Source organism: Citrobacter sp. RHBSTW-00944 (assembly GCF_013615435.1).
GTDB lineage: Bacteria > Pseudomonadota > Gammaproteobacteria > Enterobacterales > Enterobacteriaceae > Citrobacter > Citrobacter braakii.
Genome location: NZ_CP055418.1, coordinates 1,510,753 through 1,524,018 on the forward strand (window position 1 = coordinate 1,510,753; position 13,266 = coordinate 1,524,018).

Sequence of the window (13,266 nt, forward strand, 5' to 3'; positions counted from 1 at the left end):
TGTATGAAGGATTTCATTACCGAAGCATGGCTCAGAGCGAATCATACGCTCAGCGAAGGGGCTGAAATTCATCTCCCCGCTGATGCTCGCCTGACGCCATCTGCCCGGGAATTACTGGAAAGCCGACATCTGCGCATTAAGTATATCGACGAGCAGGGCAGCCTGTTTATTGATGACGAAGAACAGCAGCCGCAGCAGGTGCATGGTTTAACCAGCAGCGATACGCATCCACAGGCCAGTTGCGAACTGTGTCATCAACCGGTGGTGAAGAAAGCAGACACGCTGACGCATCTGACAGCGGACAAGATGGTCGCTAAAAGTGACCCGCGCCTGGGATTTCGCGCCGCGCTGGACAGCACCATCGCCCTGGCCGTGTGGTTGCAAATAGAGCTGGCGGAACCGTGGCAGCCGTGGCTGGCGGATATCCGTTCGCGTCTGGGCAACATTATGCGCGCCGACGCTATCGACGAGCCGCTGGCAGCACAAGCTATCGTCGGGTTAAGCGACGAAGATTTACACCGGCTTTCGCATCAGCCGCTGCGCTATCTGGACCACGACCATCTGGTGCCTGAAGCCAGTCATGGCCGTGATTGCGCGTTGCTTAATCTGCTGCGTACCAAAGTTCGTGAAACGGAGACGGTGGCGGCCCAGGTATTCATCACCCGTAGTTTTGACGTGATGCGACCGGACATCATGCAGGCGCTCAACCGCCTTTCCAGTACGGTCTACGTGATGATGATTCTGAGCGTAGCGAAGCATCCACTGACGGTTAGCCAAATTCAACAGCGACTGGGGGAGAAGCAATGATCATTGAACGTGCTCGTCAACTCGCCCAGCGCTCACCTGCACGGGTGGTGTTCCCGGATGCGCAGGATGTTCGGGTGTTGAAAGCGGCAAATTACCTGCATCAGCACGGTCTGGCACATCCTGTTCTCGTCGCCAGTCCGTTTGCGCTGCGCCAGTTTGCCCTCAGCCATCGGGTGGCGATGGATGGCATTCAGGTTATCGACCCGCAAAGCAACCAGTCCATGCGTGAAGAGTTTGCGCTGCGCTGGCTGGCCCGCGCGGGAGATAAAACGCCTGCAGATGCGCTGGAAAAACTCAACGATCCGCTGATGTTCGCCGCCGCCATGGTTAGCGCGGGTAAAGCTGACGTCTGTATTGCGGGCAATTTGTCGTCGACAGCAAACGTGCTGCGCGCTGGGTTACGCATTATTGGGTTACAGCCAGGCTGTAAAACGCTGTCGTCAATTTTCCTGATGCTGCCGCAGTACCTCGGGCCGGCATTAGGGTTTGCCGATTGCAGCGTCGTGCCGCAGCCCACAGCCGCACAACTGGCGGATATTGCGATTGCCAGCGCGCAGACATGGCAGGCGATTACCGGTGAAGAACCGCGCGTGGCCATGCTGTCGTTTTCAAGTCAAGGCAGCGCTCGTCATCCCAACGTCGCTAACGTGCAGCAGGCTACGGAGATCGTTCGTGAGCGTGCCCCGCAGCTTACCGTGGATGGGGAACTGCAATTTGATGCCGCCTTTGTTCCGGATGTCGCCGCGCAAAAAGCGCCCGCCAGTCCGTTAAAGGGCAATGCCAATGTGATGGTCTTCCCATCGCTGGAGGCAGGCAATATTGGCTACAAAATCGCCCAGCGTCTGGGAGGGTATCGTGCCGTAGGTCCGTTAATCCAAGGGCTTGCCGCACCGCTTCATGACCTCTCTCGCGGCTGTAGCGTACAGGAAATTATCGAACTGGCGTTGGTGGCAGCAGTGCCGCGTCAGACTGACATGAGTCGTGAAAACGCCTCACACACACTGGTTGTTTAGGTCCCGTTCTGGACCCCTTAATGAGAGGAAAACACAATGGAAGCATTAGGAATGATTGAAACCCGGGGCCTGGTTGCACTGATTGAGGCTTCTGACGCAATGGTTAAAGCGGCACGCGTGAAACTGGTCGGCGTGAAGCAGATCGGCGGCGGTCTGGTTACTGCAATGGTCCGTGGCGACGTAGCGGCATGTAAAGCCGCAACGGATGCTGGTGCTGCTGCTGCACAGCGTATTGGTGAGCTGGTTTCCGTACACGTAATCCCGCGTCCGCATGGCGATCTGGAAGAAGTGTTCCCGATCAGCTTTAAAGGCGACAGCAACGACATGTAAGTCGTCCATGTGACGCCACAGACTTCATTGCTGGCGTCACCCTCTCTCCTTTTCACATTACCTTCTGCGGAGGGTAGGGGGAGGTTTTACCTGAAATATGCCACGGAGGCGCGTATGAAACTGGCAATCGTCACAGGACAAATTGTTTGTACCGTACGCCATCAGGGGCTCGCGCACGACAAGTTGCTGATGGTGGAAATGATTGATGCCTGCGGAAATCCCGACGGGCAATGTGCTGTTGCTATCGACAGCATTGGGGCGGGAACCGGAGAGTGGGTGCTGCTGGTCAGCGGAAGCTCAGCCCGTCAGGCGCACCGTAACGAATCATCACCTGTCGATCTGTGCGTGATTGGCATTGTTGATGAAGTGGTGGCAGGTGGTCAGGTGATCTTCCATAAATAAGGCAGAAAATCATGAATCAACAGGATATTGAACAGGTCGTGAAAGCGGTACTGCTGAAAATGAAAGACAGCAGCCAACTCGTCAGTGCCGTTCAAGAAATGGGCGTTTTTGCCTCCCTGGATGACGCAGTGGCGGCAGCAAAACTGGCCCAGCAAGGGCTGAAAAGCGTTGCCATGCGCCAACTGGCTATCACGGCCCTACGTGAGGCGGGCGAAAAACATGCCCGAGAATTAGCGGAACTTGCCGTCACAGAAACCGGCATGGGACGCGTTGAAGATAAATTTGCCAAAAACGTGGCGCAGGCGCGCGCCACGCCGGGCGTGGAATGCCTGTCTCCACAGGTTCTGACCGGTGATAATGGCCTGACGCTGATTGAAAACGCGCCGTGGGGCGTGGTGGCCTCGGTGACACCGTCCACCAACCCGGCTGCGACCGTTATTAACAACGCCATCAGCCTGATTGCAGCTGGTAACAGCGTGGTCTTCGCACCGCATCCGGCTGCCAAGGGCGTGTCTCAGCGCGCTATCACTCTGCTTAACCAGGCGGTAGTTGCTGCAGGCGGACCGGCAAACCTGCTGGTTACCGTGGCCAATCCGGATATCGAAACCGCCCAGCGTCTGTTTAAGTACCCAGGCATCGGCCTGCTGGTGGTGACCGGCGGTGAAGCCGTAGTGGATGCCGCGCGTAAGCACACCAACAAACGTCTGATTGCCGCCGGTGCGGGAAATCCGCCGGTGGTGGTTGATGAAACGGCTGATCTGGCACGCGCAGCGCAGTCGATCGTCAAAGGCGCTTCGTTTGACAACAACATTATCTGCGCTGACGAAAAAGTGCTGATCGTGGTCGATAGCGTCGCTGATGAGCTGATGCGTCTGATGGAAAGCCAGCATGCAGTCAAGCTGACCACGGCTCAGGCCGAACAGCTGCAACCGGTGCTGCTGAAAAATGTCGATGAACGCGGTAAAGGCACGGTCAGTCGTGACTGGGTAGGCCGCGACGCAGGAAAAATCGCTGCGGCGATTGGTCTGAACGTACCGGAGCAAACCCGGCTGTTGTTCGTCGAAACCTCTGCGACTCACCCATTTGCCGTAACCGAACTGATGATGCCGGTTCTGCCGGTAGTGCGGGTCGCCAACGTCGAAGAGGCCATTGAACTGGCGGTCAAGCTTGAAGGCGGTTGTCACCATACGGCGGCGATGCACTCGCGCAATATCGACAACATGAACCGCATGGCAAACGCCATTGATACCAGCATTTTCGTTAAGAACGGACCGTGCATTGCCGGTCTTGGACTCGGCGGCGAAGGCTGGACCACGATGACCATTACCACGCCAACCGGGGAAGGGGTGACCAGCGCACGCACATTTGTGCGTCTGCGTCGCTGTGTGTTGGTGGACGCCTTCAGAATTGTATAAGGAGTGAACGACATGGCGCACGACGAACAACGTTGGCTGACACCCAGATTGCTAAAAGCGGCAACGCTATGTAACCAGACGCCCGTAAAGAGCGATTCACCGCTGTGGCTGGGCGTGGATTTGGGGACGTGTGATGTGGTGTCGATGGTTGTCGACAGTGACGGACAGCCGGTTGCAGTTTGCCTGGACTGGGCCGACGTCGTGCGCGATGGCATCGTCTGGGATTTCTTCGGTGCGGTGACCATCGTTCGTCGCCATCTCGATACGCTCGAACAACAGTTGGGTTGCCGCTTTACCCACGCGGCAACCTCGTTTCCACCGGGAACTGACCCACGGATCTCGATCAACGTGCTGGAATCTGCCGGGCTTGAAGTCAGTCATGTGCTCGACGAACCGACCGCGGTGGCAGACCTGTTGCAGCTTGATAACGCTGGCGTGGTGGATATCGGTGGCGGTACCACCGGGATTGCGATTGTGAAGCGAGGCAAGGTGACTTACTCCGCCGATGAAGCGACCGGCGGGCACCACATTTCTCTGACGCTTGCCGGGAACCGTCGCATCCAGTTGGAAGAGGCGGAGCAGTACAAACGCAGCAACGGTAAAGAAATCTGGCCGGTGGTTAAGCCGGTCTACGAAAAAATGGCGGAAATTGTGGCTCACCATATTGCCGGACAGGGCGTGGCAGATTTATGGCTGGCCGGTGGTTCCTGTATGCAGCCGGGCGTTGATGAACTGTTTCGTAAGCGTTTCCCGGAACTGCAGGTGCATTTACCCCAGCACAGCCTGTTTATGACCCCGCTGGCGATTGCAAATAGCGGAAAAGAAAAAGCGGAAGGAATCTATGCAAGCTGAATTGCAGACCGCGCTCTTTCAGGCATTCGATACCCTGAATCTGCAACGCGTAAAAACGTTTAGCGTTCCACCGGTTACGTTGTGTGGACTGGGAGCGCTCAGTACCTGCGGACAGGAAGCACAAACGCGCGGCCTGACGCATATGTTCATCATGGTCGACAGTTTCCTGCACCAGGCGGGGATGACCGCCGCACTGGAACGCAGCCTGGCGATGAAAGGCGTGGCGATGACGCTGTGGCCATGTCCGGTGGGCGAACCGTGCATTACGGACGTCTGCGCGGCGGTCGCGCAACTGCGTGAATCGAAGTGCGATGGCGTAGTGGCCTTTGGTGGCGGTTCCGTATTGGATGCCGCAAAAGCCGTGGCGTTGCTGGTGACCAATCCCACCCAGACGCTGGCAGACATGGACGAGAGCAGCGCGTTACGCCCGCGTCTGCCGCTGATTGCCGTACCGACTACAGCCGGAACGGGTTCAGAAACCACTAATGTCACGGTGATTATCGACGCTGCGACCGGGCTTAAAAAAGTGCTGGCCCACGCAACCCTGATGCCGGATGTGGCGATTCTTGACGCTGCGCTGACGGAAGGTGTGCCCGCACACGTAACGGCGATGACCGGGATCGATGCGCTGACGCACGCCGTTGAAGCGTATAGCGCTCTGAACGCGACGCCGTTTACCGACAGTCTGGCGATTGGCGCGATTGCGATGATAGGTAAATCGCTGCCGAAGGCCGTTGGCTATGGTCAGGATCTGGCGGCGCGAGAAAGCATGCTACTGGCTTCCTGTATGGCCGGGATGGCGTTTTCCAGCGCAGGGCTGGGCCTGTGTCACGCGATGGCGCACCAGCCGGGTGCGACGCTGCACATCCCACATGGACAGGCTAACGCCATGCTGCTGCCCACAGTAATGGGTTTCAACCGCATGGTGTGTCGTGAGCGTTTCAGCCATATCGGACGGGCGCTAACCAACAAGAAGTCGGACGATCGCGATGCCATCAACGCCGTCAGCGAGCTGATTAGCGAAGTGGGCCAGACCAAACGACTCTCTGACGTTGGGGCGAAGCCCGAGCATTACAGCGCATGGGCTCACGCCGCGCTGGAAGATATTTGTATTCGCAGTAACCCACGCACCGCCACGCAGGCCGACATTATCGCGTTGTATGCGGCGGCACAATAAATACACATATGACAGGGAGTGAAGGTTATGGGAATTAACGAAATCATCATGTACATCATGATGTTCTTTATGCTGATTGCCGCCGTGGACAGGATCCTGTCGCAGTTCGGCGGTTCGGCACGCTTCCTCGGTAAGTTCGGTAAGAGTATTGAGGGATCGGGCGGCCAGTTTGAAGAAGGTTTTATGGCGATGGGCGCGCTGGGTCTGGCGATGGTCGGTATGACCGCGCTGGCACCGGTACTGGCGCATGTGCTCGGGCCGGTGATTATTCCACTGTACGAAATGTTAGGTGCTAACCCGTCGATGTTTGCCGGAACGCTGCTGGCGTGCGATATGGGCGGCTTCTTCCTGGCGAAAGAACTGGCGGGCGGCGACGTTGCGGCGTGGCTGTACTCTGGCCTGATCCTCGGGGCGATGATGGGGCCGACGCTGGTCTTCTCTATTCCGGTTGCGCTGGGGATTATTGAGCCGTCCGACCGTCGTTATCTGGCGCTGGGCGTGCTGGCTGGGATCGTCACCATTCCGATTGGCTGTATTGCGGGTGGTTTGATCGCGATGTACTCCGGTGTCGAAATCAACGGGCAGCCGGTGGAGTTCACCTTCGCGCTGATCCTGATGAACATGATCCCGGTGCTGATCGTTGCCGTGCTGGTGGCGCTGGGACTGAAATTCATCCCGGAAAAAATGATCAACGGCTTCCAGATCTTCGCGAAATTCCTGGTGGCGCTGATCACCATCGGTCTGGCGGCAGCGGTGATCAAATTTCTGCTCGGCTGGGAACTGATTCCGGGTCTTGATCCTATCTTCATGGCACCAGGTGACAAGCCGGGTGAAGTGATGCGCGCCATCGAAGTTATCGGTTCTATCTCCTGCGTGCTGCTGGGTGCGTACCCAATGGTACTGCTGCTGACCCGCTGGTTTGAAAAGCCGCTGATGAGCGTCGGTAACCTGTTAAAAATCAATAATATTGCGGCTGCGGGCATGGTGGCGACGTTGGCGAACAACATCCCAATGTTCGGCATGATGAAGAATATGGATACCCGCGGCAAAGTGATCAACTGCGCTTTTGCGGTCTCCGCAGCCTTCGCTCTGGGTGACCACTTAGGTTTCGCCGCGGCCAACATGAACGCGATGATCTTCCCAATGATTGTCGGCAAGCTGATTGGCGGCGTGACGGCGATTGGTGTGGCTATGCTGTTGGTACCGAAAGACGAAGATGTTCCGGCACCAGCAGAAACCAACCCGGAGGCGCAATCGTGAATACTCGCCAGCTACTCAGCGTCGGTATCGATATCGGCACCACCACCACTCAGGTGATCTTCTCGCGCCTTGAGCTGGTCAACCGTGCGGCAGTGTCGCAGGTGCCGCGTTACGAATTCATCAAACGCGAAATTAGCTGGCAAAGCCCGGTGTTCTTTACCCCCGTTGATAAGCAGGGCGGGCTGAAAGAGGCCGAACTTAAGGCGCTGATCCTCGCCCAGTATCAGGCGGCGGGGATTGCGCCTGAGACCGTCGATTCCGGCGCGATCATCATTACCGGAGAAAGTGCCAAAACCCGCAACGCGCGACCTGCGGTGATGACGCTCTCTCAGTCGCTGGGGGACTTCGTGGTTGCCAGCGCCGGTCCGCATCTGGAATCAGTGATTGCCGGTCACGGCGCAGGGGCTCAAACCCTGTCAGAGCAGAAGTTGTGCCGCGTACTGAATATCGACATCGGTGGCGGGACGTCGAACTACGTCCTGTTCGATGCCGGAAAAGTCAGCGGTTCGGCCTGCCTGAACGTCGGCGGACGGCTGCTGGAAACGGACGGTCAGGGGCGGGTGGTGCATGCGCATCAGCCAGGACAGATGATTGTTGATGACGTATTTGGTCCAGGCACCGACGCCCGGACCCTCAATGCGGCGCAGCTTGTTCAGGTGGCCCGACGGATGGCGGCGCTGATCGTTGAGGTGATTGACGGCACGCTGTCACCGCTGGCGCAGGCGCTGATGCAAACCGCTCTGTTGCCGACGGGTGTGAAGCCGGAAGTGATTACGTTGTCCGGCGGGGTGGGCGAGTGCTACCGCAACCAGCCTGCCGATCCATTCTGTTTTTCCGATATTGGGCCGCTGTTAGCGACGGCGCTGCATGAACATCCGCGTCTGCGTGAGATGAACGTGCAGTTCCCGGCGCAAACCGTGCGCGCCACGGTGATTGGCGCCGGTGCGCATACGCTGTCGCTTTCGGGCAGCACCATCTGGCTGGAAGGTGTGGCGCTTCCGCTGCGCAATCTGCCGGTGGCGATTCCGGTTGATGAGGCTGATTTGGTGGCCGCCTGGCAACAAGCGCTGATGCAGCTCGATCTGGACCCGCAAACAGACGCTTACGTGCTGGCGCTGCCCGGTTCGCTGCCGGTGCGCTACGCCGCGCTGTTAACGGTTATTGATGCGCTACTGGCCTTTGTCGCGCGCCATCCGAATCCGCATCCCCTGCTGGTGGTAGCCGAGCAGGATTTTGGTAAAGCCCTGGGCATGCTGTTACGCCCACAGTTACAGCAACACCCGCTGGCAGTCATCGATGAGGTGGTTGTCCGGGCGGGGGACTATATCGACATTGGTACGCCTCTTTTTGGCGGATCGGTTGTGCCGGTGACGGTGAAATCACTCGCATTTCCTTCCTGAGGGAACGACTTATGAAACTAAAGACCACATTGTTCGGCAATGTTTATCAGTTTAAGGATGTTAAAGAGGTGCTGGCAAAAGCCAACGAACTGCGTTCGGGGGATGTGCTGGCAGGGGTAGCTGCAACCAGTTCGCAAGAGCGAGTGGCGGCCAAACAGGTGCTGTCGGAAATGACGGTAGCGGATATCCGCAACAACCCGGTGATTTCCTATGAAGAGGACTGCGTGACGCGTCTGATTCAGGACGACGTCAACGAAACGGCCTATAACCGCATCAAAAACTGGAGTATCAGCGAGCTGCGCGAGTACGTGCTGAGCGATGAAACCTCCGTTGATGACATTGCGTTTACGCGCAAAGGATTAACGTCGGAAGTGGTCGCAGCGGTTGCAAAAATCTGCTCTAACGCGGACCTGATCTACGGCGGTAAGAAAATGCCGGTGATCAAAAAGGCCAACACCACCATTGGTCTGCCGGGCACCTTCAGCTGTCGTTTACAGCCGAACGACACCCGTGATGACGTGCAGAGTATTGCGGCACAAATCTACGAAGGGCTGTCCTTCGGGGCGGGCGATGCGGTGATTGGCGTTAACCCGGTAACAGATGACGTGGAAAACTTAAGCCGCGTACTTGATACCGTGTACGGCGTCATCGACAAATTCAATATCCCGACCCAGGGCTGCGTCCTGGCGCACGTTACTACCCAGATCGAAGCCATTCGTCGCGGCGCGCCGGGCGGGCTGATTTTCCAGAGTATCTGCGGCAGCGAGAAAGGCTTAAAAGAGTTTGGCGTTGAGCTGGCCATGCTGGATGAAGCGCGTGCAGTGGGCGCTGAGTTTAACCGTATCGCCGGGGAAAACTGCCTGTACTTCGAAACCGGACAAGGGTCTGCGCTCTCCGCTGGCGCTAACTTCGGTGCCGATCAGGTGACGATGGAAGCACGTAACTACGGTCTGGCGCGTCACTACGATCCGTTCCTGGTGAACACCGTTGTCGGCTTTATCGGGCCGGAGTATCTCTACAACGACCGTCAGATTATTCGCGCGGGTCTGGAAGATCACTTTATGGGCAAGCTGAGCGGCATCTCAATGGGCTGCGACTGCTGCTATACCAACCATGCTGATGCTGACCAGAACCTCAACGAAAACCTGATGATTCTGCTCGCCACCGCTGGCTGCAACTACATCATGGGCATGCCGCTCGGTGACGACATCATGCTCAACTATCAGACCACCGCCTTCCACGACACCGCGACCGTGCGCCAGCTGCTGAACCTGCGTCCGTCGCCGGAGTTTGAACGCTGGCTGGAAACCATGGGCATTATGGCAAACGGTCGCCTGACCAAACGGGCGGGCGATCCGTCACTGTTCTTCTGATGACGCGGGGATGACACACGATGGATCAAAAACAGATTGAAGAAATTGTACGCAGCGTGATGGCGTCAATGGGTGAGTCGCAGCCGCAGGCTCAAGCGCCGGCAGTACAAGCGCAATGCAGCACCACCCAGTGCGCCGCGCCGACCGGTGAAAGCTGTGCGATGGATTTAGGCTCAGCCGAGGCTAAAGCGTGGATTGGCGTTGAGAATCCACACCGCGCAGAGGTGTTGACTGAACTGCGTCGCAGCACTGCGGCGCGTGTATGTACCGGTCGAGCCGGTCCACGTCCGCGTACCCAGGCGCTGCTGCGCTTCCTGGCCGACCACTCGCGTTCGAAAGATACGGTATTGAAAGAAGTGCCGGAAGAGTGGGTAAAAGCCCAGGGGCTGCTGGAAGTGCGCTCGGAAATCAGTGACAAAAACCTGTATCTGACGCGTCCGGATCTGGGGCGTCGTCTGAGTGCGGAAGCCATTGAAGCGCTGAAATCACAGTGTGTAATGAACCCGGATGTGCAGGTGATTATCTCTGATGGCCTGTCTACGGACGCTATCACCGCTAACTACGAAGAGATTCTGCCGCCGCTGTTGTCTGGATTAAAACAGGCCGGATTGAAGGTCGGGACGCCGTTCTTTGTTCGCTATGGTCGCGTGAAAATCGAAGATCAGATCGGCGAACTGCTGGGCGCGAAAGCGGTGATCCTGCTGGTTGGGGAACGTCCGGGCCTGGGCCAGTCGGAAAGCCTTTCTTGCTACGCCGTCTATTCGCCGCGTGTGGCGACGACCGTTGAAGCTGACCGTACCTGTATCTCGAACATTCACCAGGGCGGTACGCCACCGGTTGAAGCGGCGGCGGTCATTGTGGATTTGGCCAAGCGCATGCTGGAGCAAAAAGCATCCGGCATCAATATGACCCGTTAAGGAGGCATCATGCCAGCATTAGATTTGATTAGACCTTCAGTCACCGCAATGCGCGTGATTGCCTCGGTAAATGACGGTTTTGCCCGTGAACTTAAATTACCGCCACATATACGTAGCCTCGGACTCATCACAGCAGATTCTGATGACGTGGCGTATATTGCCGCAGACGAAGCGACAAAACAGGCAATGGTGGAAGTGGTTTATGGCCGCTCGCTGTATGCCGGCGCGGCGCACAGTCCCTCTCCAACTTCGGGTGAAGTGCTGATTATGCTCGGTGGACCCAACCCGGCAGAAGTTCGCGCAGGTCTGGACGCGATGGTAGCCAATATTGAAAGCGGCGCGGCGTTTCAGTGGGCGAATGACGCAGAAGATACCGCCTTCCTGGCGCATGTGGTTTCGCGTACCGGCTCGTATCTCTCGGCGACCGCAGGATGCCGGCTTGGCGATCCGATGGCGTATCTGGTGGCGCCGCCGCTGGAAGCGACATTTGGTATTGATGCTGCGCTGAAATCGGCTGATGTACAACTGGTGACCTACGTTCCGCCGCCGTCAGAAACCAACTATTCGGCTGCGTTTATGACCGGTAGCCAGGCTGCTTGTAAAGCTGCATGTAACGCCTTTGCCGATGCCGTTCTGGATATTGCCCGTAACCCAATCCAGCGCGCGTAAGAGAGGTTGTGATGATCAATGCACTGGGATTACTGGAAGTGGATGGCATGGTCGCTGCCGTGGATGCGGCGGATGCCATGCTGAAAGCCGCGAACGTGCGCCTGCTTAGCCACGAAGTGCTCGATCCTGGCCGGTTGACGCTGGTGGTGGAAGGCGATCTGGCTGCGTGCCGCGCAGCGCTGGATGCCGGCAGCGCCGCTGCTGCGCGTACAGGCCGTGTTATCAGCCGTAAGGAAATCGGCCGACCGGACGATGATACCCAGTGGCTGATCGGCGGTTTTAAGCGCCAGCCGAAGAAACCAGAACAGAAGCCAGAAGTGAAAACAGATGTAAAAACGCAGAAGACGCAGGACGCCCCGTTGACGCCTGAATCCCCTGATCAACTTCTGACGCTGTTGGCATCGGTCCGTCAAGGAATGACGGCAGGGGAAGTGGCTGCCCACTTTGGCTGGTCACTTGATGAAGCCAGAAAGGCGCTGGAACAGCTCTTTTCTGACGGAGCGTTGCGTAAACGCAGTAGTCGCTATCGCTTAAAAAATTAACCTGTCGGAGGGCCGGGGGCTTCATTGAAGCTTCCGGCTTAAAAGATCATGAAAAAGAACCGTACTGCAAACCTGCACCATCTTTATCATGAAGCATTACCCGAAGACGTTAAACTTACGCCGAAAGTGGAGGTGGACAACGTTCACCAGCGGCGAACAACGGATGTGTATGAGCATGCGCTGACGATTACCGCATGGCAGCAGATCTACGACCAGTTACATCCGGGAAAATTTCATGGCGAGTTCACGGAAATCCTGCTCGATGATATTCAGGTGTTCCGTGAATACACCGGACTGGCGTTGCGTCAGTCGTGTCTTGTCTGGCCGAACTCTTTCTGGTTTGGTATTCCGGCCACGCGCGGCGAACAGGGATTTATTGGCACCCAGTGTCTGGGGAGCGCTGAAATTGCCACCCGCCCTGGCGGGACAGAGTTTGAACTGAGTACGCCGGATGATTACACCATTCTGGGTGTCGTCATTTCGGAAGAGGCGATTGCCCGTCAGGCCAACTTCCTGCATAACCCGGAAAGAGTGCTGCATATGCTGCGCAACCAGTCGGCGCTGGAAGTAAAAGAACAACACAAAGCCGCGTTATGGGGCTTTGTGCAGCAGGCGCTGGCGACGTTTAGCGAAAATCCGGAAAACCTCCATCAACCTGCGGTACGCAAAGTGCTGGGCGATAACCTGCTGCTGGCGATGGGCACTATGCTGGAAGAGGCGCAGCCGATTATCACGGCTGAGAGCATCAGCCATCAGAGCTATCGTCGCCTGCTGTCGCGTGCGCGCGAATATGTGCTGGAAAATATGTCAGAACCGCTGACCGTGCTCGATCTGTGTAATCAACTGCACGTCAGCCGTCGGACGTTGCAAAACGCCTTTCATGCGATCCTTGGTATCGGTCCGAATGCCTGGTTAAAACGCATTCGCCTGAACGCCGTACGTCGCGAGCTGATAAGCCCGTGGTCGCAGAGTACGACGGTGAAAGACGCCGCCATGCAGTGGGGATTCTGGCATTTAGGGCAGTTTGCCACCGACTACCAGCAGCTGTTTGCGGAAAAACCTTCATTGACGCTGCATCAGCGCATGCGCCAGTGGGCATGATGCGATGA

At 57.2% G+C, this 13,266-nt stretch carries 14 protein-coding genes; all 14 read left to right on the top strand.

All coding sequences use genetic code 11. From position 1 onward, the window contains the following. The first annotated feature begins 3 nt into the window (after positions 1–3). Complete coding sequence (gene eutT / locus HV334_RS07060) at positions 4–807, top strand: ethanolamine utilization cob(I)yrinic acid a,c-diamide adenosyltransferase EutT (RefSeq protein WP_019077358.1); 804 nt, start codon at positions 4–6, stop codon at positions 805–807. Next, positions 804–1,820, top strand: a complete 1,017-nt coding sequence (gene pta, locus HV334_RS07065) for a phosphate acetyltransferase (protein WP_181221345.1) — start codon at positions 804–806, stop codon at positions 1,818–1,820. The genes eutT and pta overlap by 4 nt, the downstream gene beginning before the upstream one ends. A gap of 36 nt (positions 1,821–1,856) precedes the next feature. Continuing rightward, positions 1,857–2,150, top strand: a complete 294-nt coding sequence (eutM, locus tag HV334_RS07070) for an ethanolamine utilization microcompartment protein EutM (protein WP_003835054.1) — start codon at positions 1,857–1,859, stop codon at positions 2,148–2,150. 114 nt (positions 2,151–2,264) lie between these two features. Then, positions 2,265–2,552 carry an ethanolamine utilization microcompartment protein EutN gene (gene eutN, locus HV334_RS07075; protein WP_016153954.1) on the top strand — a complete coding sequence of 96 codons (288 nt, stop codon included), beginning with the start codon at positions 2,265–2,267 and terminating at the stop codon, positions 2,550–2,552. Between the two features lie 11 nt (positions 2,553–2,563). Beyond that, on the top strand, positions 2,564–3,967 hold the full coding sequence (locus HV334_RS07080; RefSeq protein WP_181221346.1) for an aldehyde dehydrogenase family protein: 1,404 nt from the start codon (positions 2,564–2,566) through the stop codon (positions 3,965–3,967). 12 nt (positions 3,968–3,979) lie between these two features. Further along, a complete protein-coding gene (gene eutJ / locus HV334_RS07085) occupies positions 3,980–4,819 on the top strand; it encodes an ethanolamine utilization protein EutJ (RefSeq protein ID WP_016153952.1) in 840 nt (279 codons plus the stop codon). Further along, positions 4,809–5,996: an ethanolamine utilization ethanol dehydrogenase EutG gene (eutG, locus tag HV334_RS07090; protein WP_181221347.1), complete on the top strand. Its 1,188-nt coding sequence runs from the start codon at positions 4,809–4,811 to the stop codon at positions 5,994–5,996. Before eutJ ends, eutG begins: the two co-directional genes overlap by 11 nt. A gap of 27 nt (positions 5,997–6,023) precedes the next feature. Further along, the gene (eutH, locus tag HV334_RS07095) at positions 6,024–7,256 is read left to right on the top strand and encodes an ethanolamine utilization protein EutH (RefSeq protein ID WP_016153950.1); all 1,233 of its coding nucleotides are present in this window, start codon (positions 6,024–6,026) and stop codon (positions 7,254–7,256) included. After that, positions 7,253–8,656 carry an ethanolamine ammonia-lyase reactivating factor EutA gene (eutA, locus tag HV334_RS07100; RefSeq protein WP_181221348.1) on the top strand — a complete coding sequence of 468 codons (1,404 nt, stop codon included), beginning with the start codon at positions 7,253–7,255 and terminating at the stop codon, positions 8,654–8,656. Before eutH ends, eutA begins: the two co-directional genes overlap by 4 nt. Before the next feature lie 11 nt (positions 8,657–8,667). Beyond that, entirely contained in the window at positions 8,668–10,029 is a 1,362-nt protein-coding gene (gene eutB, locus HV334_RS07105; protein WP_003038029.1) for an ethanolamine ammonia-lyase subunit alpha, read from the top strand. Positions 10,030–10,049: 20 nt separating this feature from the next. Next, positions 10,050–10,946: an ethanolamine ammonia-lyase subunit EutC gene (gene eutC / locus HV334_RS07110; RefSeq protein ID WP_016153947.1), complete on the top strand. Its 897-nt coding sequence runs from the start codon at positions 10,050–10,052 to the stop codon at positions 10,944–10,946. Between the two features lie 9 nt (positions 10,947–10,955). Beyond that, on the top strand, positions 10,956–11,615 hold the full coding sequence (gene eutL / locus HV334_RS07115) for an ethanolamine utilization microcompartment protein EutL (RefSeq protein ID WP_016153946.1): 660 nt from the start codon (positions 10,956–10,958) through the stop codon (positions 11,613–11,615). Between the two features lie 11 nt (positions 11,616–11,626). Then, entirely contained in the window at positions 11,627–12,157 is a 531-nt protein-coding gene (gene eutK / locus HV334_RS07120) for an ethanolamine utilization microcompartment protein EutK (protein ID WP_181221349.1), read from the top strand. A 48-nt stretch (positions 12,158–12,205) separates the two neighbouring features. Continuing rightward, entirely contained in the window at positions 12,206–13,258 is a 1,053-nt protein-coding gene (eutR, locus tag HV334_RS07125; RefSeq protein ID WP_016153944.1) for an HTH-type transcriptional regulator EutR, read from the top strand. Positions 13,259–13,266: the final 8 nt, after the last annotated feature.